This window comes from Marinobacter sp. E2 (assembly GCF_055755345.1).
In genome coordinates, this window is sequence record NZ_CM146911.1 from 398,649 (window position 1) to 419,361 (window position 20,713).

At 60.4% G+C, this 20,713-nt stretch carries 23 protein-coding genes; 5 read left to right on the forward strand and 18 right to left on the reverse strand.

The features are described from left to right. The first annotated feature begins 249 nt into the window (after nucleotides 1–249). The gene (locus AC0J1C_RS01725) at nucleotides 250–939 is read left to right on the forward strand and encodes a hypothetical protein (protein WP_473045364.1); all 690 of its coding nucleotides are present in this window, start codon (nucleotides 250–252) and stop codon (nucleotides 937–939) included. On the opposite strand, the gene AC0J1C_RS01730 is transcribed toward AC0J1C_RS01725, so the two are convergent. From AC0J1C_RS01730 to AC0J1C_RS01780, 11 genes are all read right to left on the reverse strand, one after another. Next, nucleotides 927–2,852, reverse strand: coding sequence for a methyl-accepting chemotaxis protein (locus tag AC0J1C_RS01730; RefSeq protein ID WP_473045365.1), 1,926 nt, complete (start codon nucleotides 2,850–2,852; stop codon nucleotides 927–929). The two genes, AC0J1C_RS01725 and AC0J1C_RS01730, sit on opposite strands and share 13 nt — an antisense overlap. 186 nt (nucleotides 2,853–3,038) lie before the next feature. Then, the gene (locus AC0J1C_RS01735) at nucleotides 3,039–3,284 is read right to left on the reverse strand and encodes a hypothetical protein (protein ID WP_473045366.1); all 246 of its coding nucleotides are present in this window, start codon (nucleotides 3,282–3,284) and stop codon (nucleotides 3,039–3,041) included. A gap of 94 nt (nucleotides 3,285–3,378) precedes the next feature. Further along, the gene (locus AC0J1C_RS01740; RefSeq protein WP_473045367.1) at nucleotides 3,379–3,618 is read right to left on the reverse strand and encodes a sulfurtransferase TusA family protein; all 240 of its coding nucleotides are present in this window, start codon (nucleotides 3,616–3,618) and stop codon (nucleotides 3,379–3,381) included. Continuing rightward, nucleotides 3,611–3,736 carry a hypothetical protein gene (locus AC0J1C_RS01745; RefSeq protein WP_375191485.1) on the reverse strand — a complete coding sequence of 42 codons (126 nt, stop codon included), beginning with the start codon at nucleotides 3,734–3,736 and terminating at the stop codon, nucleotides 3,611–3,613. Before AC0J1C_RS01745 ends, AC0J1C_RS01740 begins: the two co-directional genes overlap by 8 nt. Further along, nucleotides 3,733–4,908 (reverse strand): formate dehydrogenase subunit gamma, encoded by a 1,176-nt coding sequence (locus tag AC0J1C_RS01750; protein ID WP_473045368.1) that lies wholly within the window; start codon nucleotides 4,906–4,908, stop codon nucleotides 3,733–3,735. The genes AC0J1C_RS01745 and AC0J1C_RS01750 overlap by 4 nt, the downstream gene beginning before the upstream one ends. A gap of 88 nt (nucleotides 4,909–4,996) precedes the next feature. Further along, nucleotides 4,997–5,605: a formate dehydrogenase FDH3 subunit beta gene (gene fdh3B / locus AC0J1C_RS01755; RefSeq protein ID WP_091990122.1), complete on the reverse strand. Its 609-nt coding sequence runs from the start codon at nucleotides 5,603–5,605 to the stop codon at nucleotides 4,997–4,999. A gap of 15 nt (nucleotides 5,606–5,620) precedes the next feature. Then, complete coding sequence (locus tag AC0J1C_RS01760; protein WP_473045370.1) at nucleotides 5,621–8,506, reverse strand: formate dehydrogenase subunit alpha; 2,886 nt, start codon at nucleotides 8,504–8,506, stop codon at nucleotides 5,621–5,623. 91 nt (nucleotides 8,507–8,597) lie between these two features. Beyond that, a complete protein-coding gene (locus AC0J1C_RS01765; RefSeq protein ID WP_375191489.1) occupies nucleotides 8,598–8,789 on the reverse strand; it encodes a twin-arginine translocation signal domain-containing protein in 192 nt (63 codons plus the stop codon). 39 nt (nucleotides 8,790–8,828) lie between these two features. Beyond that, complete coding sequence (locus AC0J1C_RS01770; protein WP_091990131.1) at nucleotides 8,829–9,440, reverse strand: TorD/DmsD family molecular chaperone; 612 nt, start codon at nucleotides 9,438–9,440, stop codon at nucleotides 8,829–8,831. 109 nt (nucleotides 9,441–9,549) lie between these two features. Further along, nucleotides 9,550–10,191: a DUF3306 domain-containing protein gene (locus AC0J1C_RS01775; protein WP_473045371.1), complete on the reverse strand. Its 642-nt coding sequence runs from the start codon at nucleotides 10,189–10,191 to the stop codon at nucleotides 9,550–9,552. 13 nt (nucleotides 10,192–10,204) lie between these two features. Continuing rightward, nucleotides 10,205–10,783 carry a DUF3305 domain-containing protein gene (locus AC0J1C_RS01780; RefSeq protein ID WP_375183512.1) on the reverse strand — a complete coding sequence of 193 codons (579 nt, stop codon included), beginning with the start codon at nucleotides 10,781–10,783 and terminating at the stop codon, nucleotides 10,205–10,207. Between the two features lie 142 nt (nucleotides 10,784–10,925). Here AC0J1C_RS01780 and AC0J1C_RS01785 point away from each other — a divergent pair, with 142 nt between their 5' ends. From AC0J1C_RS01785 to AC0J1C_RS01800, 4 genes are read left to right on the forward strand one after another with little or no spacing between them, the layout of a single operon-like run. Further along, a complete protein-coding gene (locus tag AC0J1C_RS01785) occupies nucleotides 10,926–12,905 on the forward strand; it encodes a 4Fe-4S binding protein (RefSeq protein WP_473045372.1) in 1,980 nt (659 codons plus the stop codon). A 19-nt stretch (nucleotides 12,906–12,924) separates the two neighbouring features. Continuing rightward, nucleotides 12,925–13,770 (forward strand): Mrp/NBP35 family ATP-binding protein, encoded by an 846-nt coding sequence (locus AC0J1C_RS01790; protein WP_473045373.1) that lies wholly within the window; start codon nucleotides 12,925–12,927, stop codon nucleotides 13,768–13,770. Beyond that, nucleotides 13,767–14,471, forward strand: coding sequence for a biotin/lipoate--protein ligase family protein (locus AC0J1C_RS01795; protein ID WP_473045375.1), 705 nt, complete (start codon nucleotides 13,767–13,769; stop codon nucleotides 14,469–14,471). Before AC0J1C_RS01790 ends, AC0J1C_RS01795 begins: the two co-directional genes overlap by 4 nt. Nucleotides 14,472–14,512: 41 nt before the next feature. Further along, complete coding sequence (locus tag AC0J1C_RS01800; RefSeq protein ID WP_375183278.1) at nucleotides 14,513–14,989, forward strand: DUF6505 family protein; 477 nt, start codon at nucleotides 14,513–14,515, stop codon at nucleotides 14,987–14,989. Here AC0J1C_RS01800 and AC0J1C_RS01805 read toward each other — a convergent pair whose 3' ends face one another. The 7 genes from AC0J1C_RS01805 to AC0J1C_RS01835 all read right to left on the reverse strand — a co-directional run bounded on the left by AC0J1C_RS01805 (nucleotide 14,990) and on the right by AC0J1C_RS01835 (nucleotide 20,639). Further along, nucleotides 14,990–16,237, reverse strand: a complete 1,248-nt coding sequence (locus tag AC0J1C_RS01805; RefSeq protein WP_473045376.1) for a molybdopterin-binding protein — start codon at nucleotides 16,235–16,237, stop codon at nucleotides 14,990–14,992. Continuing rightward, the gene (gene mobB / locus AC0J1C_RS01810) at nucleotides 16,234–16,740 is read right to left on the reverse strand and encodes a molybdopterin-guanine dinucleotide biosynthesis protein B (protein WP_473045377.1); all 507 of its coding nucleotides are present in this window, start codon (nucleotides 16,738–16,740) and stop codon (nucleotides 16,234–16,236) included. The genes AC0J1C_RS01805 and mobB overlap by 4 nt, the downstream gene beginning before the upstream one ends. Further along, nucleotides 16,737–17,324, reverse strand: coding sequence for a molybdenum cofactor guanylyltransferase MobA (gene mobA, locus AC0J1C_RS01815; protein WP_473045378.1), 588 nt, complete (start codon nucleotides 17,322–17,324; stop codon nucleotides 16,737–16,739). Before mobA ends, mobB begins: the two co-directional genes overlap by 4 nt. 12 nt (nucleotides 17,325–17,336) lie before the next feature. Continuing rightward, complete coding sequence (locus tag AC0J1C_RS01820; protein WP_473045379.1) at nucleotides 17,337–18,209, reverse strand: formate dehydrogenase accessory sulfurtransferase FdhD; 873 nt, start codon at nucleotides 18,207–18,209, stop codon at nucleotides 17,337–17,339. A gap of 150 nt (nucleotides 18,210–18,359) precedes the next feature. Continuing rightward, a complete protein-coding gene (locus tag AC0J1C_RS01825) occupies nucleotides 18,360–19,166 on the reverse strand; it encodes an ABC transporter substrate-binding protein (RefSeq protein WP_473045380.1) in 807 nt (268 codons plus the stop codon). Nucleotides 19,167–19,197: 31 nt separating this feature from the next. Further along, nucleotides 19,198–19,941, reverse strand: a complete 744-nt coding sequence (locus AC0J1C_RS01830; protein WP_473045382.1) for an ATP-binding cassette domain-containing protein — start codon at nucleotides 19,939–19,941, stop codon at nucleotides 19,198–19,200. Beyond that, nucleotides 19,938–20,639, reverse strand: coding sequence for an ABC transporter permease (locus tag AC0J1C_RS01835; RefSeq protein WP_091990166.1), 702 nt, complete (start codon nucleotides 20,637–20,639; stop codon nucleotides 19,938–19,940). Before AC0J1C_RS01835 ends, AC0J1C_RS01830 begins: the two co-directional genes overlap by 4 nt. Nucleotides 20,640–20,713: the final 74 nt, after the last annotated feature.

The following is a 20,713-nucleotide window of genomic DNA, read 5'->3' on the forward strand; positions in this document are numbered from 1 at the left end:
AGTAGGCGTAGTATCCCGGGCTTTTTACGTGAATAAAAATATATATATCCGGACGAAACGTTCTAAATTAACGAACAAGCGATCTGTCATTTCGGGTGTTTCTGTAACCTTTTTGCAGTACCGGTTACCCAATCTGTACAGCCCCTGTATGTACCTCGGGAGAGCCAAAGGCTTATAGTGGTGCTACATGCGATTCTGGCAGCAAGTGATCGTGTGCGCAGTCGATAACAAGTAACGGAGCTGAAATTGATGGGTAGGCTGTTGGCGTTGGCTGCCATGTTGTGCACGCTCCTCCCGGCGCATGGAGAAAACAGAAGCTACCGGGTTGGGGTCGGGCAGGAGTTCAGTAACGTCGTCGCTGTTGGCGAAAATGGCCTCTACGGGCCGATAGCCGGGGCCTACCGCTGTATTCTGGATGGCGCAGGCTACCGATATGATTTCGTGACGCTGCCTCTGGCCAGGCTGGTCCATGAACTTGAGCTGGGGCGCATTGACGTGGGGCTGCCGCTGGTTCAGGACCCCGCCCGTGACCGGTTTGCGGTGTTCGGGGATACCGTTGTTAAGTCCAGCTATCTGCGAATCTCTCTGTCGGCCAACAAGGCCAGGCCTCATGAGGACAAGGCCCGCTATGTCTATGTTCGCGGATTTGCCGGCAAGGCCCTGTTACGGGATCTTGAGGGGCCGACATTCGAGGTCAGCGAGTGGCAGCAGGCCATCGCCATGCTCCGGCTGGGACGTGCCGACTATGTGCTCATTACTGAAAAAACCTACGGTACCCTGGCGGAATCGAAGCAGGGCGACCTGACCGCCGAGAAAGTTCGCGATCTGGACGTCGCCTACTATGTCCGCAACACGCTCCCCGAACTGGCCCGGTCTCTCAACCAGGCCAGTGACCGCTGCCGTCAGCTACCCGAGCAGTCCGTTTCTCAGGTCCGATAGGATCCCAACCGGGTTTTCAGTGTCTCTGCAAGACGCTCGAGGCTCTCCGCCGCTTCATTGGTTGATGTCGCATTTTGCTCGCTGTTTGCGGCCATTTCCCGAATGTGTTCGAGACGTTGGTTGATGTCCTCTGACACTCTGCTTTGTTGTTCGGCGGCTCCTGCCATTTCGATGTTGGTGTCGCGAATGGCCAGGACGCTCTCTCGAAGGGCATCGATTGCGTTGCCGGTTTCACGGATCATTCCGCTGGTTTCGTTGGCCAACCGACTGCCCACCTCAATAACATCTGTCACACTGGCCACACCTTCCTGAAGGTGGTTGATCTGGGCCTGAATTTCCTTGATGGACTCCTGGGTGCGGCGGGCGAGGTTTCGTACTTCATCGGAAACCACCGCGAAGCCTCGCCCGTGTTCTCCGGCGCGCGCGGCTTCGATAGCGGCGTTCAGGGCCAGCAGATTGGTCTGTTCTGAAATGTTCTCGATCACGGCGAGTATGCTGCCAATGTTGTCCGAGGCTTCCTTGAGGGAAGCACTGGTCTGGGTGGAGCGCTCATTGTTGTCGAGCTGATTCTGAATTTTCGCCGTGGTCTGCTTGATCAGTGACTGGCCGCTCTCCGCGAGGCCATCGGCTTCCCGGGCAATACTCTCCGCTCTGGAGGCACTCTCCGCCACGTTCTGGGCCGTTGCAGTCATCTCGTTCATGGCTGTGGCGACCTGTGCCGTCTCGCCGGTCTGCCGGTATACTACCGTCGCCGAGTCTGCGGAAATGCCGCGTAGCCTGGTGGACGCGTCCACCAGGCTTTCCGAGGACTCCTTGGTTTCGGAAATGGTTGCCTGGAGTCGCTCCAGCAGACGATCGAATCCTCGCGCCATGGCATCCAGTTCGCTCTTACCTTTCGGGTTGAAACGGACCGTCAGGTCGCCACCGCCGCTGGCAATATCATCAATTGCGGCGATCATGTTCTGCAAAGGCCGTGCGACAACCAGCTGTGCCAGCGCACTCAGCACACCGATTAGAATGAGACCTCCTACCAGAATGGCGACAATCGCGCTTACCGTCTGGTTGCGCACCATGGCAGAGACTTCCGCCTCTGAGTATCCGGTGACAATCTGATAGCCCCAGGGTTCGAATACGATGCGGTCAAGCTGCCAGCCATCAGAGCCTTGTTCGAGAATGCCCTGCAGTTGCTCGGAAGCGATAGTGTCCGAGTGCATCCTGAGCCGGTCTTTGTCGTCGACCAGTGCCACAAAGCCATTTTCAAGGAGGCTTGAGGACGTGATCGCCTGTTCCAGTTCTTTAAGGTCGGCGGAGTAGCCAACGTACCAGATACCGACAACCTGATTGGCCGCGTTGCGTATCGGGCTGTAGGCGGTGAGGTAAGGGTTGCCGAGGATATCCACCTGGCCAAAGTAAGCCTCGCCTCGGCTGATGGCGCGACCAGCCGCACCAGCCATGTTGAGGGTGGTGCCGATCGCCCGGGAGCCGTCGTCCTTTTTCACATTGGTCGACACCCTCACGAAGTCCTGACCGTCACGAACAAACAGCGTCGCCGTGCCGCCCATCACTTTGGTGATGCCATCCACCAGTTCAAAGTTGTTGTTGATCAGCGTGTCGCCCAGATACAGCGCTGGCCTGGGTTGCCCGGCCACCACCTCGGTGCCCTGAACCCGAGCTTCACCCAGCTGGTTTCCACGCTCGATCATGAGGTTCAGGGAGTTCTGCACCCGTTTGGACATCAGCTCATCGGTAATAGTGAGCATTCCGGTGATTTCCTCAACCAGATCGTTTTTGCGATCGACGACGTCCGAAGTGATGGTTTGCTGGGTTCGGAATGCAATCAAACCACTGACAATCAGGGCGATTGCCAGCAGTACAACCGATATCCAGACAATAAACAGTTTCCTGATGGACATGTTTTCTTCCCCCGTAACAAGTCCTTGCTGCCACCGATGGCGATGACTTTTGTTCTATTAACGACCTGTTTTGGAAAAGCGTGAGAAGAAAATGGGTGCTGTTCGACCAAAGAGTGAGATTGTCGGGTTGTGGCCGAGGACCCCTCCGGATGCTCGAAAACGTCCCCAAGGTGGCCACTGACGGGCTCAGGCGCTCTCCCGGAGTTCTTGCAGGGGGGCGGGGTCGGATTCTCCGGGCTCCGGGAGCGCATTCGAAAGAGTCATGAGAAGGTCCGTGGTGTGGCTCATCTTCTCACTGAGCTTCGCGTAATCGGTTGACTGAAGGTTTTCAGCCTGAGCTGCGGCGAGCTGATACTGTTTTTCCAGAATCATGTCCTGCAGCGTGGCAATCTGGTCGGTGGTCAAAAACACCGGTTGTTTTCCGTCCCTCATACTACAGCTCCGTGTCGAGGTGATTGAATCGAGAGGGGCGAAGTACGATCGCTTTATTGCTATGGATCTCAAAAAGAACGATAGGATTTGATAATCAGGCCAGGCGGATTCGGTATCGGGTTACCCCGGCTTCTTCTTCCTCGATCCATTCAATCCGGTGGCCGGTGATCTCGCACAGTGCCTGCAGGTCTTTACGACCGCTGGGATCGTCGGCCAGGAAATCGACCTCGGTACCGCTGGGAAGACCCTGGGTGCGCTTCTTGAAACGCAGTATGGGGAGTGGGCATACCAGACCGACTGCGTCGATCTGGTATACCCTGGTTTGCTCAGTCAAGACGGACACTCTCGGTGCTGGTCTGCTCGGCGGAAGACCAACCGAACTGGTTCAGCACTGGCGGAGCTGCGAACGCTATGACCAGCGCTGCGACAAACGCGGAAATCATGACTTTCATGATGATCCTCCCTTGCCCTGTTTGGCCTCAACCTCAGCCACCCACAGGTCATGGTGCTGGCGGGCCCATTCCAGATCCACCTGGCCGTTGCCCATGGCATCAAACGCACCCTCCATTCCGACAGAGCCGATGTAGATGTGCGCGATGATGGCCACCATCATGATGAAGGCGACGATCGAGTGCCAGATGTTGGCGTACTGCATCTCTTCATGGGGCGCCAGGTCGGTCGGGAAGCTGGTTCCAAGAATGCTGTTGATGACGCCGAAGGTGTCAGCAAACATGGGCATCTGGAACGGGAACAGCAGTGACAGTCCGGACAGTGATACGGAGAAGCCGAGAATCATGACGGTCCAGAACACAATCTTCTGTCCGGCATTGAACTTCTTCGCCGAGGGGTGATGGCCGCTGCCAATGATACCGCCGCCTGCCTTCAACCACTGCCAGTCCAGCTTGTTGGGGATGTTGTGGGATACCCACATCACGAACGTCATGACCAGGCCCAGCATGAACGCCCAGGCCACGTTGTTGTGCAGCCACTTGGAACCGGCAGCCAGGGTTGCGAAAGCGTCGGGCCCCAGGACCGGAATCAGGAAGCTGCGGCCCATCAGCGTGATCAGGCCGGTGAGGCCCAATGCGATGAAGGAACCGGCGAGCAGCCAGTGGCCGAATCGTTCGATGGCCTTGAACCGTTCGATGGTTGTGCCCGCAGGCCCGCCATCAATCATGATCCGGCCACGGACGAAATAGAACACCACCAGCAGAGCGATGATCGCAAGCAGTGCGCCACCACCGTAGGTAATAACCGGACCCTCACGGAGCTTGTACCAGGGCATGCCGCCGTCCTGAATCAGAACGTCAGCGGCAGGGCCACGGACCTGCGTGCTGGGGTCGATCTCGTTGTAGCGGATAGCTCGCCAGTTTTCCGAATCAGAGACGCCGCCCCGGGTCCCCAGGGGTGCCGAGATTGGCGGAGCGTTTTCGGGGTTACCGAGGTTCTGGGAGCGGAAACTGTCGTCGACTTCCAGCTGTTTTTGGCGTCGCAGGATATCTTCGAGGGTTTGAGCCCCGCCGGTCGCGCTTCGTTCCGGTTCCGGAATGTCCTGCGCCCACACAGGGTTTAACATCAGCATCGCAAGCAACAGGCCGACGACACCTAATAGTTTTTTGTTCATCTAGAGCACTCCAGCGGAATCAACAAGAAGAAATTGTTGCCGTAACCGACAACGGGGCCCCGAAGGGCCCCGAATCGGTCGGGCCAGTTTATGCGCCCTTCTTCTCGTAGGCTGTGCCCCATCCCCAGGCGCCGGAACCGAATCCGCGGTTCACCACGCGCTGGCGATAGATGTCCGCCACCTCGTCGCCGTCACCGGCCAACAGGGCTTTGGTAGAGCACATTTCCGCACAGATCGGCAGTTTGCCTTCGGCAATACGGTTGCGTCCGTACTTCTGGAACTCAACCGTGGAGTTGTCTTCTTCCGGACCGCCTGCACAGAACGTGCACTTGTCCATCTTGCCCCGGCTGCCGAAGTTGCCCGCTTGCGGGAACTGCGGCGCACCGAACGGGCAAGCGTAGAAGCAATAGCCACAACCGATACACAGATCCTTGGAGTGCAGCACGATGCCGTCTTCGGTCTGGTAGAAGCAGTCCACCGGGCAGACGGCCATACAGGGCGCATCTGAACAGTGCATGCAGGCTACCGAGATCGAACGTTCACCGGGTTTGCCATCCTCGATGGTGACTACCCGGCGGCGGTTGATACCCCAGGGAACTTCGTGCTCATTCTTACAGGCCGTCACGCAGGCATTACATTCGATGCAGCGCTCGGCGTCGCAAAGGAATTTTGCTCTTGCTTGTCCTTCAAGTGCCATGGTCTACACCTCTCTTTATGCCGGCATGATCGAACATAGGGTTGCCTTGGTCTCTTGCATCTGCGTGACCGAGTCGTACCCGTATGTTTGAACGGTGTTGGTGGATTCACCCAGAACGATGGGGTCAGCGCCCTTGGGGTACTTGTCCCGCAGGTCCTTGCCCTGGTAGTGCCCGCCGAAGTGGAAGGGCATAAAGGCTACGCCTTCTCCTACACGTTCCGTGATCATGGCCTTGACCTTGATCTTCGCTCCCTCGGGGCCATGGACCCAGACATCGTGACCGTCACGGATGTTCAGGTTGTTGGCATCACGAGGATTCACTTCAATGAACATCTCCTGCTGAAGTTCTGCCAGCCAGGGGTTCGAACGGGTTTCGTCACCGCCACCCTCGTATTCGACCAGACGGCCGGAGGTGAGGATGATCGGGAACTCCTTGCTGAAGTCCTTCTGCTGGATGGTTTCATACAGCGTTGGTACTCGCCAGAAGGTCTTGTCCTCGTAGGTCGGGTAGTCGGCCACGAGATCGCGACGCGGCGTGTACAGCGGCTCGCGGTGCAGCGGCACAGGATCCGGGAAGTTCCAGACGATGGCCCGTGCCTTGGCGTTACCAAACGGCGCACATTCGTGCTTGATTGCCACACGCTGGATGCCACCGGACAGGTCGGTTTTCCAGTTGGTTTCCGGACCTGCCACGGCGTCAATGGCTGCACGCTCCTCGGCTGTCAGATCGCCATCCCAACCCAGGTCCATCAGCATCTGCATGGTGAACTCGGGGTAGCCGTCCTTGATCTCGGAGTTCTTGGAGTACACACCGTCTGCCAGAATGTTCTGGCCGTTGTGTTCAACACCAAAGCGTGCACGGAAGGTCAGACCGCCTTGGGAGACTGGCAGCGACATATCGTACAGGTTGGCGGTGCCCGGGTGGTTCATTTCCGGGGTACCCCAGCACGGCCATGGTAGGCCGTAGAAATCACCGTCACAGGGACCGCCGACAGCGCGCAGGGTGGTCTTGTCGAAGTGATGCTGGTACTGCATGTGCTTCTTCAGACGCTCCGGCGACTGGCCGGTGTAACCGATGGTCCACATACCGCGGTTGAACTCGCGGGTGATGTCTTCGATCGACGGTTCATCGCCGTTGATGGCAATGTTGCGGAACATGCGATCGGTAAAGCCGAACTTGTCCGCGAACAGCTTCATGATCTCGTGGTCGACCTTGGAGTCGAACAGCGGCTCCACCACTTTCTCCCGCCACTGCAGTGAACGGTTGGAGGCGGTCACGGAACCGTAGGTCTCGAACTGGGTCGTGGTGGGCAGCAGGTACGCGCCCTCTTTACGATCATGCAGCACGGCGGAAACGGTGGGGAAGGGATCCACAACGACCAGCAGGTCGAGCTTCTCCATGGCTTCCTTCATTTCCGTCATCCGGGTCTGGGAGTTGGGCGCGTGGCCCCACAGCACCATGGCCCGGGTATTGTCCGGCTGTTCCAGGTTTTCCTTGGCTTCCAGCACGCCGTCGATCCAGCGTGATACCGGGATGCCCTTCTCGTTCATCATGGCCCGGGATTTGCCATCCTTGTCCCATACCGCAAAGCGGCCTTTCAGCCAGTCGAGATCCTCTTCCCAGACGCGCGCCCAGTGGGCCCAGGAGCCAGCCGCCAGGCCGTAGTAGCCAGGCAGGGTGTCGGCGAGCACGCCCAGATCGGTGGCACCCTGTACGTTGTCGTGACCACGGAAGATGTTGGTGCCGCCACCGGCGACGCCCATGTTGCCCAGGGCCAGCTGCAGTACGCAGTAGGCGCGGGTGTTGTTGTTACCGTTGGTGTGCTGGGTACCACCCATACACCAGATCACGGTGCCGGGGCGGTTGTTGACCATAGTGCGGGCAACGCGCTCAAGCTGCGCACCCGGCGCGCCGGTGACTCGCTCTACCTCTTCCGGAGTCCACTTGGCGACTTCGGCGCGGATATCTTCCATGCCGTAAACGCGTGTGCGAATGAATTCCTTGTCTTCCCAGCCGTTCTCGAAGATGTGCCAGAGAATACCCCAGACCAGGGCCACGTCGGTGCCCGGACGGAAGCGGACGAATTCGTCAGCGTGGGCAGCGGTACGGGTGAAGCGCGGGTCGCAGACGATCAGCGGCGCGTTGTTTTCTTCCTTGGCCTTCAGTACGTGCAGCAGGGAGACCGGGTGGGCTTCTGCCGGGTTACCGCCAATCAGGAAGATGGCCTTGGAATTGTGGATGTCGTTGTACGAGTTGGTCATCGCACCGTAGCCCCAGGTGTTGGCTACGCCGGCAACGGTTGTCGAGTGACAGATCCGCGCCTGGTGGTCGACGTTGTTGGTACCCCAGTAGGCAGCAAACTTGCGGAACAGGTAGGCCTGTTCGTTGTTGAACTTGGCGCTGCCCAGCCAGTACACGGAATCGGGACCGCTTTCCTCGCGGATCTGCATCATCTTGTCGCCGATTTCGTTGATGGCGGTGTCCCAGGAAATCTTCTGCCACTGGCCGTTGACCATCTTCATGGGGGTTTTCAGACGACGCTCGCCGTGGGCGTGCTCCCGTACCGACGCGCCCTTGGCACAGTGGGCGCCCATATTGAAGGGGCTGTCCCAGCCGGGTTCCTGGCCGGTCCACACACCGTTCTGGACTTCGGCTTCTACCGTGCAGCCGACCGAGCAGTGTGTACAGACGGATTTCTTGACAACCACTTCGCCACCACCGGTGGTCGGGGCGGCAGCCTCAACCCGTCCGGATGTCAGCGACAGCGCTGCAAGGCCACCCACCGCTACACCGGAGGTTGTCAGGAACTGACGACGGTCCAGAGTCTTGGCAGCGAGTGAAGAAAGCAAGGAGCCTGCACGGGGGCCTTTCGCTACCCCGTTGGTCTTCTTCCTTAACATGTCTCATACCTCTCTCTTTTATTATTCTCGTTTTTCCGGAAAGCTCAGTCTCTCAAGGGCCTTTCGCAACCTTGATCAACTCAAACCCCCGTTAAAAGCGAGCCGATTCGAAATACTTACGTGTGTGTTCGGTATCACGTAATCCGCGGCTTTTCGGCGCGTCTTTCCTGACCACCTCGGCTGCGGCGTTCGGTGCAACCGTCATTGCCACGGCAGCTGGAGCTGCAACGGCGGCCATTTTCAGAAAATGGCGACGGCTGTTTTCACGCTTCGGGTTGTCCATTGGACACCTCCCCCTGGGTTAAGGGATCTTCGATCCCGGTTACTGAATTGCAAAGGCCTCCGCTTCCACCGCCATGAAAGCCCGCCCAAGCGAGCCAACCGGCGCGTAGAAGACAGCGCTTTGCGCTTCTTCCAAGTCGGTAAAAAACAGTTCCGCCCACTTGGCAAGGTGAGCGTCGAAAAAGGCTTTCTGAGAGGCCACATCGCTGTCACAGGGAAAGGCGCCGGTGATGATGCCGGCCATGATTTCACAGAGCGTGCAGATGTGGTCTTCGGGTTCTTTTACGTCGCTGCGCGCCTTGATGCCGCGGGACATCAGGTCGGTTCGCAGTTCCGCCAGGGGCTTCTCGTTCAGGAAGCCGGTGAGGTAATAGCTGGCGTAGGGCAGGAGTTCGCCACGACCGAGGCCAACAAACAGGTTGTTGAACTCCCGCTCGACATCGTGAGGGTTGGTGCGCTCGGCCAGTGCGGCCAGGTTTTTCGAGGCCTGGCCCAGAGGCGTGTCGTCACCCTGGAGGGATGACAGACCCTGCAACAATTCCGCCGTGGGCGGGTTGGCCAGCAGCACGCCCAGCAACTGATAGATTTGAGCCCTGGCGCGATCTTCTTCGGTGATCGAACGAGGGCACTGGATTTCCGCCGTGTCAGTCAAGTCGGTTTCCTTCTAATTATTATGTGCGCACTCTCACACTAGCTTAGTACACATCGGCAAATAGTGGAGCAAGCAACGATACATTTACCAATAGCTGAATCGTATTTCACTAATAGTCAAAACGCATGCGAGGCCGGAACCGGGGTTCCGGCGCCTCTTCGGTCTCTTCAGGTTCCGCCTGTGTGACCCGGAGGTTGCCAGGAACTTGCGGCTCCGGGGCATCGTCGGCCTCCAGTGCGGTCTGGGCTTCCGGGCGCTGGTCGCTGACGGGTTCGGACTCGACGTCTGACGGTTGCGCCAGACTGCTGACCGGTTCATCCACGACATCGGCTGCCTTCTTGGCTTTCTCGACCATGCCTTCACCGACCCGATAAAGCGAACTAACGGTCTGTCCGGCCGTGGAAGCCAGCGTGTAATCCTCGTCATAGTCGTTCAGCCCGTCCAATACGGCCAGCACCGGATTGGATTTCCAGAGGCTCCGCAATGCCTTGCGACGCAGAAACTCGGGAATCTCCCGGCGCATGAACCCGGTGATGTCCGTGCCGATTTCAATGGACGCCGGATCAGGCAGCCCGTATTTATCGAGCAGTTCCTGTTCCGACAGCGTCTCGTTAATGGCCAGCTCCTGCTGCTCCGGCTCCGGGGCGGGGGCTGACGGTTCCGGTTCCTGTGCCGGCGCGGGGGTAGGCCCAACCTTTCGATTGGCTTCGGCCTTTTTACGGGACCAGCGCTGCCAACGGGATTCAACCATTGCTACACCCTCGTTAATGCACTTTGGGTTTCTTGATGTTGTTGGGCGCCCGGAACACGTCGCTTTCCTGTCGGATGCGCGGGTCGCCCTTGGCGTCTTCCACCGCATCCACACGCACCTCGTCCCGGCGCCGCTTCTTGAACGGCTCCTCGATGTAGTGCATGTCGATAAATTCCTTGATCCAGGCTGCCAGGGACTCGGGGATGGGAACAGACTCGACGATACTCTCGCCACTGTCCAGGGAGTCCAGGGCCTCGTGGGCATTGGCGGTGATGGTGCTGAGCATCCAGCCTGAAGGAGACTGACCGGTGACGTCCCGATCGAGGATGACCCAGGCAGACGGCACGCTCATGTTGAGGGATACCAGATAGCCCTCAACGTCCGCTCGAAACAGCTCCATGGTGACCGTGCCGGCGTGGTAGTCAACCACCTCGCCGTCGTGGACCAGTTCTTTCCAGAAGGCGTCGGGTGCCCCAGGGATGACAGCGACAGGTTTCCAGATTTCTTTGGCCCAGCGGGTTACTCCGGGAGACCGGCGAACAACGGCGCCAACCTGTAGTGTGCGTTTCCAGTGATCGGTTCTACTGCTCATGATGGATCTCTTCTTGTTATAGCTAGAAACTAGCAGGGCTCCAACAATTATCCAATTGTTCGAAAGTCGATGGCTATGGCATGCTCGAAGTGAGAGAGTGATACGTATACGTATAACAACAACGAACAGAGTAAAGTTCCTGATGAGCCAAAAAAAATCCCTATTGTTGTGCACCTGTGACAAGAGCCAGACCTTCAATTCCGAGGTTCTTCAGGCGGTTGCCGGTGCCGAGCAGGTGGTTGCGGTAGACCAGTTGTGCGGCAAGGATATGAAGACCGCAGCCGAGCATCTGGGGGCCCGCAACGACGTGCTCATTGCCTGCGGCCAGCAGGCGGCGCTGTTCGAGCGGTTGGCGGAAGACGTCCACGCCGAGATTCAGCATGTGGCGCCACTGAGCACCATTGATATCCGGGATCGGGCCGGGTGGAGTTCCGCCAACGCCAATCCAAAACGACTGGAAGCCAAGCAGGCGGCGCTGGTGGCAGCGGCCCAGTTGCCCGGGCCGTCGGCGCCGGCGAAAACCATCCAGTCCAGCGGCGTCTGCTGCATTGTCGGTCCCACTGAGCAGGCCATCCGCATGGCCGGGCTGGTGCAGGATGAGCTGGGCGTGACCTGTGTGGTCAACGACGCCGGGCCCATCCAGTTGCCTTCCGCAGCTTACGATGTGGCCAAGGGGAAGTTGACCAGCGCCTACGGCGCCCTGGGTAACTTCAAGTTGGAGTTTGCCGGTCTGCAGACGCTGCACCCGGCCGGTCGCGGCGAGCTGGGTTACTCACCGGCCCAGGCCACGGCCCGCAGCGAATGCGATGTGTTTATCGACCTGCGCGGAGGCGCACCGGCGTTCCCGAGCCATGAGAAACGCAACGGCTATTTCTGGGCAGATCCTGCCAAATCCGGGGAACTGGAGCGCATTGCCCTGACGGCGCGGGAAATGGTCGGCGAGTTCGAGAAGACCGTGTACTTCCGGCTTGAGGAGTCCCTGTGCGCGCATTCCCGGGCAAACAAACCCGGCTGCACACGCTGCCTCGATGTGTGCCCCACGGAGGCGATTTTTTCCGCCGGGGATCACATCCAGATCGATTCCGATATCTGCGCCGGCTGTGGTTCCTGCGCGGCCGTGTGCCCCACATCCGCCGTCACCATGAACGAAACGCCCTACGAGGCGTTGGTGAAGGTGATGGACGTGATGGCAAAGACCTATCGCGAGCACACTCACGAATCGCCGCGCCTTGTGTTTCACACTCTGGAAGCGGGCGCCGAGGCCATCACCTACCTGGCCCGTTACGACGACGGCCTGGCCGATGACCTGATTCCGCTTGGCCTCGAGCATGTGGACCGGATTGGTCACGCCGAGATAATGGCGGCGTTCGGGGCCGGCTACGCGGAGGTTCTGATTCTGGCGGACAATGAGCTGGACAAGCGGGCGCTGGCGGCGGAAGTGCAACTGGCTCAGGCAATGCTGACCGGCACCCATAACTCGCCCAGCCGGGTACGGGTGATTGACGCCATCGAGCTTTCCGCGCCGGGAGACAACGCCGGACGGGTCAGCGAACCGGTGTTGCTGGTTGGCGGTCGTCGCGATATCACCCGGGTGACCGCCACTGCCATGGCTGAGAAGGTTGATGAGCCGATTCCTCTGCCCAAGGGCGCGCCCTATGGCGCCATTGAGATCGACTCTGACAAGTGCACCCTTTGCCTGGCCTGTGTGTCCCTGTGCCCCACCGGCGCCCTGGGTGATCACCCGGACCGGCCGGAGGTGCAGTTCACCGAGAACGCTTGCGTGCAGTGCGGTATCTGCGAAAGCACGTGTCCGGAAACAGCCATTACGCTCAAACCACAGCTGGATCTGTCCAAGGCGGCACTCAGCGCTCGAGCCCTGCACGCAGAAGAACCGTTCGAATGCATTCAGTGTGGCAAGCCTTTCGGGGTGGCCAGCACCATCAACCGGATTGTTGCCAAGCTGGAAAACCAGCACTGGATGTACACCAAATCTGATAATGTCCAGCTCATCAAGATGTGCGACGACTGCCGGGTGAAGGCACAGTTCCATGGCGACTCAGCGCCCATGGCTGGCGCCGCAAGACCCAAGGTTCGCACCAGTGATGACTACCGGGACAATTGATTGATAGACAGGAATTTCCATGGTCCAGTACACCGAAGTAGGAAAAAGTAACCTGATTGGCACCGATGCGCCCCGGCCTCAGGACAAGAACCCGAAGGGCGTTGACCGCATCATCGCCATCGCCTCGGGCAAGGGCGGCGTTGGCAAGTCCACCGTCTCCTCCAACCTGGCGGTGGCGATGGCGTCCAAGGGGCTGAAAGTGGGGCTGCTGGACGCAGACGTTTATGGGCCCAGTCAGCCCAGGATGCTGGGCGTGTCCGGCCGGCCGTCGAGCCCGGATGGCCACACCATCCTGCCGCTGCGAAACCACGGGGTTACCCTGATGTCGCTTGGTTTGATGACCTCGGAAGAGGAGGCCATCGTCTGGCGTGGGCCCATGCTGATGGGCGCCCTGCAGCAGATGATGAACCAGGTGGATTGGGGGCGACTGGACGTACTGCTGGTCGATCTGCCGCCGGGCACCGGTGACGTGCAGATGACCCTGAGCCAGAAGTTCTTCGTGGCCGGTGCCGTGGTGGTGTCCACGCCCCAGGACATCGCCCTGATGGACGCGCGCAAGGGTATCGACATGTTCAAGCGCATGGACGTGCCGCTGTTTGGTCTGGTGGAGAACATGGCGTCGTTTATCTGCGACGGCTGCGGCAAGGAGCATCACCCGTTCGGCCATGGCGGGGCCCGGGCCGAGGCAGAAAAACTGGGAGCGCCGTTCCTCGGTGAGATTCCGCTGGATCTGGACATCCGGATAGGCTCCGACGGTGGCGTGCCCATCGTGGTGTCCAAGCCCGAGAGCCCACAGGCGCAGGCGTTCCAGCGACTGGCCGATGAAATCGTTGGTTCTGAACTCTACGCCCAGGCCATCCGATGATCGAGTCACCCCGTTTCCCCCCGTTACTGACCGGAGAAGTGGTGCCGCCGCACACGGATCCGTTCGACAAGGCTGTCAGCCGCGCCATTGCCGGCGTGGATTCCGGTACGGTGTTTTATTCCGAGGCGGTGGATACCCTGCGCGCCGCCCTGGTGCTGGCGCCCGAGACTCCTCTGGAAGAGGCCATTCAGGCCGTGTATGTGGCCCAGATTGGTCTGGCGGAAAGCCTCGGCGCCCTGGCGCCGCCGGAAGTGCCGGTGCAGTTTGAATGGCCCGACCGCATCAAGGTGAACGGGGCGCTGTGCGGCAGTGTCCGGTTCGCGGCCGATGTGTCTGACCCCAAAGCCACGCCCAACTGGCTGGTGATCGGCATTGCTGTGCCCTTCACCCACCCGGGCGGGGAGCCTGGCGAAACACCCGATCAGACCTGCCTGTACGAGGAGGGCTGCGTCGAGATAACGCCGATGGCGCTGCTGGAGAGCTGGTCCAAGCACACGCTTCTGTGGCTGACCTATTTTCTGGACAGCGGATTTGAGCGGGTGCACAACGAATGGCGCCCACGCTGTGACGCCATCGGCAAACGCATCGAACAGCCCAGAATAGGCCTGTTTGTGGGGCTGGATGAGAAGGGACGTATGCTGGTGCGCCAGGATGTGATGACCGAAACAGTGAGTCTGATTGAATTTGCAGAGCACTTGTGAACGAACAGCTGTTCGCAAAAACACCTCTTGAGAGAAAGCGTATGAAACTGGCCCGAACCCTGCGACTGGATATTTCCGATGAGAACGTCTTCGAGCGGCCGGCCCCAAGCGGTGAGTGGGCCATTTCCGGCGGCTTCGAGTTTTCCAACTGGACCGAAGCCGATCTGAAAGGCAAGGCGCGCCAGGCGTTCACCAATGGCTGGTACAGCATTGAATCCGGTGGTCGCGCCAGCTTTGTTGGCGTGTGCGATATCACCGAGCCGGAGCTGGAGCGGCTGCGCCACACCCTGGCGCAGACCTTCGTGGAGATCTACGGCGCCCCGGACATCGAGGCCGCCTACCCGGTGGCCTGCGAAGAAATCGACCAGATGCGCAGCATGTGTGAGGACTTCGAGGACAATACCCTGCTCATGGTCAGCCGTACCCTGACCGACCTGGGGGTTGAGGAGACCTATCGTTCCCGGGCGCCGCAGGACGCTTCACTGGAAGCCTTTGCGGTGCACGGCAGCGTGGACTGATTACAGGCCAAAGCTGCCGTAGGGAATGAAGCGCACGGGGGTGCCCTGCTCGATCTGCCGGGCGCTTTCGTCCAGCTCCACCAGGCCTTCGGACCAGGCCAGACCAGTTACCCGGCCGGAGCCTTCCGAGCCAAACACCTCTACCTGGCCATCCCGAACCCGGGCCCGTAACATTTCGCTGCGCCCGGGTTTTTTGTTTTTCGAGAAGTTGGCGGGCAGTACGTAGGCCTGGGGTTCAAACCATTCGCCCCCGGCCAGCAGCGCCATGGCCGGGGCCGCGAAACGCAGGGCGCAGACCCAGGCGGCCACCGGGTTGCCGGGCAGGCCCACCACCGGGGTGCCCTTGAACATCGCCAGCGCCAGCGGCCGTCCCGGCTTGATGGCGATGCGCCAGTTGCTGATCTCGCCATGGGCTTTGAGGGTTTTCGAGACGTGATCTTCGTCGCCGGCGGAGACACCGCCGCTGGTCAGGATCAGGTCGCATTGCTCGGCGCCGCGCTCCAGCGCCGCCTTGACGTCTTCCGCCCGGTCCAGCACATGGCCCAGATCGATCAGCTCATAGCCCAGCCGGGTAACCAGGGCGCTCAGCATGGGGCGATTGGCATCGTAGATCTGCCAGTCGGTTACCTCGGCGCCGACCGGTTTGACTTCATCACCAGTGGACAGCACGCCCACGCGCAGGCGCTGGAATACATCCACCGAGGCCACGCCAACGCTGGCCAGCACCGAAATCTGTGTCGGCGTCAGCCGGGTGCCTGCGGTAAGGACGCACTCTTCCGCCTGTATGTCCTCACCAGCCTTCCGCGCATTGGCGCCCTGCTTCAGGGTGCCGTTCAGTTGCAGCTGGCCATCCACCACTTCGCAGTCCTCCTCCAGAACCACGGTATCCGTGCCTGCCGGCATGACCGCGCCAGTGAGAATGCGAATGGCGTGGCCTTGCGGAACCGTGCCCTGGTAGGGCTCGCCGGCGGCACTGCGGCCATCCACCAGTGGCAGGGTGCAGGGTACGTTGGTCAGTGGTCCGGCCAGGGCGTAGCCGTCAACGGCGGAGTTGGTGCTGGGAGGATGCGCCCGAGGCGCTAACACGTCACTCGCCAGAATGCGGCCATTCACCTCGGAAAGGGGCACAGCGCGGTCGACATCCACCACCGGATGCAGGCGCGAGTGCAAGCGCTCCAGCGCTTCTTCAACCGGTGTCCAGTTCACCCCGGGGGGCAAGGCAAAGCAGTCGTTGCGAAGGGGCTTCATGACTCTCTCGCTGATGGCGGAACGTTCTCGATAATAAAGTCGGCCATGCCGGTGATGTCATTGACATCGAACAACGGTCCCTGGAAATCCGCATCGTAATCGGAGGCCACGGCGATAATGTTGGCATCTTCCCGGTACAGCGGGGCGCGCGCGGTGTCCTTTCTGTGGACTTCGATCTTCGGGTGGTCGTGGGTTTTGTATCCTTCCACCACCACCCAGTCGCAGGGTGACAGCCTGGCCAGTAGTTCCTCCAGAGAGGGCTCGGCGGCCTCCCGAAGCTCGTGCATGATGGCAAAGCGCTGACCACCAGCGAGGATGACCTCGCGGGCGCCGGCTTCCCGGTGCTTGTAACTGTCGGTGCCGGGCTGGTCGATGTCCACCTGGTGATGGGCGTGTTTGATCGAGCTGACCTTCAGGCCACGGTGGGTGAGCTCGCGGATGAGTGCGCTGGCCAGGGTCGTCTTGCCGGAATTTTTCCAGCCCACAATGCCGATGATGTTCACGTCAGGTTCTGCTCCGCCCAGGCGAGATCGTCCGGGGTGTTGATGTTGAAAAAGTCGTTGTCGTCGAAAATGACCAGGGTTTCGCCCTTGGCCTGAGTCCACTGGCGGATCTTGCGCACGCCGTCATTCAGGGCCGCCCGCAGATCATGGCGCAGCGCCACCGGCCAGCGGCCAAACGTAGGCTGGGGCAAACGGCCACGGTCCGGATCGGGCGTTGCGGCCAGCGCGATGGGTGTGTCGACCTGGCTGAGGCGTTCAACCAGGTCCAGCGGAAACGAGGGCGTATCGGCGGCCACGCTGATCAGCCACTCATAGCCCTGTTCGGCTGCCCAGTCCATGCCGGCCAGTACGCCGGCCAGGGGGCCGGGAAAATCCCCGATCGAGTCGGGCACCACAGGCAATCCCAGGTCGCTGAACCTTGCCAGATCGCCGTTGGCGTTCAGCACCACGGCGTCCACCTGGGGCGTGATCCGGGCTATGACCCGCTCGATCAGCGACTGGTCCCCCAGCATCAGGCGGCCCTTGTCGCCACCGCCCATGCGGGTCGCCTGCCCGCCGGCCAGAATCACCGCGCATTGCGTCATAGGTCGCCTCCCTCAGTCGTCGTCCCGGGCGCCCTTGCGGCGCATTTTTTTGTCCTCTTCGGGCACCTGTGACAGGTCCTGGTCGTACACCAGCCGGTGCTGGCCACTGAGGCAGGTGAACTTCCGGCCACGCATGCGCCCGATCAGGGTCAGCCCCACCTGGCGGGCAATGTCCACGCCCCAGGCGGTGAACCCCGAGCGGCTGATCAGGGTGGGGATGCCCATCAGGGAGGTCTTGATCACCATTTCCGAGGTCAGGCGGCCGGTGGTGTAAAGCACTTTGTCTTCGGCCGAAATGTCGTTCTGGTGCATCCAGCCGGCAATCTTGTCCACCGCGTTGTGGCGCCCGACATCCTCCATGTAGGCCAGGATCTTCCGGCCCTGGCAGAGTGCGGTGCCGTGGATGGCACCGGTCTCCATGTACAGGCTAGGGGTGTGGTTGATCTGGAACGACAGATCGTAAAAGGTGCTGGTGTGCACCGGAGTATCCGGCAGTTCCAGCCCCTCAAGGCCGGCCATCATGTCACCAAACACCGTGCCCACGGCACAGCCGGAGGTGCGTGTTTTCTTCTCCAGCTTGTCCTCGACGTTGGTGGTGCCGGCGGTTCTGACAACCGCCACTTCCAGCTCCTCGTCGTAGTCGATGCCGGTCACCTTATCCCTTGCAGTGAGCATGCCCTGGTTCAGGAGAAACCCAAGTGCCAGGTATTCCGGGTGGTCGCCGATGGTCATGGCGGTCACGATTTCCTGGCTGTTCAGGTAGATGGTCAGGGGGCGCTCTTCGATCACGTTGATCGCTTTGGGCTGTCCGGTTTCGTCGACACCCTCCACCGCGCGTGACAGGCGAGGGTCTTTCGGGTCTGGGAGTATGGGGTCAATCGTCATTGTTTTTTTGCGGCCATTTCTGGAAGTCTTTGAGCGTGGGTTATCTACGCAGATTGCCAGAGATTAGCCTATTTGGCGTTTGGGAAAAACAGCGGGTGATCAAGCATAAAAAAACCCGGCTGGGGCCGGGCTCTCGTCGAGGCGGGATGGTTACTTAGCGTTCGGGAAGAACAACTGCTGTCCGTTCACCTTGAAGCCGGCGATGGCCTGCTGGCCGGCCTCGGAAATCAGCCAGTTGTGCCATTGTTCCGCCAGATCGTGCTTGAGTCCCGGGTGCTTTTCCTTTGACAGAAGGAGGCTGCCGTACTGGTTAAACATGGCCGGATCGCCGGAATAGAGCAGCTCAAGGTTCTGCGGATTCTTGAAGGCCACCCAGGTGGCTCTGTCAGACATCACGTAGGCATTCATGGCGGCGGCCGTGTTAAGGGTGGCGCCCATGCCGCTGCCCAATTCACGGTACCAGTCGCCGCCCGGTTCCACGCCGGCATTCTCCCACAGCCGCAGTTCGGCCCGGTTGGTGCCGCTGTCATCACCGCGGGAAGCAAAGGGCGCTTCTGCCTCGGCGATGGCCGCGAAGGCCTCGGCGGCACTCTGTGCGTCGCTGATGCCGGCGGGATCCTCAGACGGACCGATCAGTACGAAATCGTTGTACATGACGTCTGCGCGCTCCGTGGCGTAACCGTTCTCGACAAATCGCTTTTCGCCAGCGGTGTCGTGAACCAGCAGGCTGTCGGCATCGCCCCGCCGCGCGATTTCGAACGCTTGGCCGGTGCCGACGGCCACTACCCGCACATCAATGCCGGTAGCTTCCTTGAATTTGGGGATGATGGCGTCAAACAGCCCCGAATTCTGGGTGGAGGTGGTCGAGGCCAGGGTGATGTATTCCTCCGCCTGGGCGCTCATGGCGAAACCCAGGGTCGTTACGCCTGCAAGTATCAGGTTCAGGGTTTTCTGCATCTTTTATTCTCCCGTCGTCGGTTTGAAGGAACTAGTCAACCAGTTCTCCGGAAAGGTAGGCCCGCCCTTCGCGGGAGGCAGGCGATTGAAAAAACGTCTCTGCGGGTGTGTGTTCGCGGACCTGTCCGCCGGACAGGAACAGCACATCGCTGGCAAGTCGTCGTGCCTGGTGAAGGTCGTGGGTGGTCATCACGATGCGGGTACCCTGGTTGTGAAATTCCCGTACCGATGCCTCAACGGCCTTGATGGCCGCCGGATCCAGAGCGGAGGTGGGCTCGTCCAGGAACAGGACCTGCGGGCGGAGCACCCAGGCGCGGGCCAGGGCAAGCCGTTGCTGCTCGCCACCGGAAAGCACTCGTGCCGGGGTATGGGCGCGGGCGGTGAGACCGAACCGCTCGAGGGCCTCCGCCACCAGCTTTGTGCGAGTTCTGCGCGCCACGTTGTTTACCGCCAGGGCGTGCACCAGATTGGCCATGGCCGAACGGCGCAGCAGCACCGGATGCTGGAACACCATGGCCTGCCTTGGGCGGGTGCCGGTAGACCAGGACACCTGACCCTCGGTGGGGGTGAGCAGGCCGTGGGCCAATCGGAGCAGGAGGCTTTTGCCGGCGCCGTTGGGGCCCATGACCAGGGTGGGGCCGGTGCCGTCGAGCGCAAACGAGCAGGGGCCCAGAAGCGTTTTTTCCTGGTGGCTGAAGGTTACCTGGTTAAAGTGCAGGGCGGGCGCTGGGGAAAGCACCGTGGCCGCGGTGAAAAGCCCGTTGAGAGAGGTCATCCTGCGCGCCGCCTTGCCGTCTCTCCCACCAGATAGACGGTGGCGTTGATCAGCATCACCAGTGTCAGCAGGACAATGCCCAGCCCCAGGGCCAGGGGCAGGTTGCCCTTGCCGGTCTCCAGTACGATGGCGGTGGTCATCACCCGGGTAATGCCGTCGATGTTGCCGCCCACCATCATGACGGCGCCTACCTCGGCACTGGCACGCCCGAACCCGGCCAGCAGGATGGTCAGCAGGGCGAAGCGGGCATCCCAGAGCAGGGTCGGCATCATGCGCAGGCGTGACATGCCAAGAGACACCAGTTGCTCCCGGTATTCTCCCAGAAGCTCTTCCACTTTCTGTCGGGAGAGGGCAGCCAGAATGGGTAGTACCAGCACCACCTGGGCGATGACCATGGCGCCGGGTGTGAACAGCAGTCCGAACTCGCCCAGTGGCCCGGCCCGGGACAGCAGCAGGTACACCATCAGGCCGGCAACGACTGGCGGCAAACCCATCAGGGCGTTGAGCACCACCACAACGCCGCCGCGCCCCGGAAATCGCCAAAGCGCCACGGCCGCGCCCAGGGGAAACCCCAGCACAGCTGCAATCACGACGGCCATCAGCGAGACCTGCAAAGACAGTCCCACAATCTGGAGCAGTGACGAATCTAGATTCAACAGTAGCGAGAGTGCTACATAAAACGCATTATTATTGTCCACAACCGCGTCTCCTCACCGTTGAGCATCCTGGCGCTTTTCACTACGCTTTGCACAGCGTTGTGGAATTAATGCAG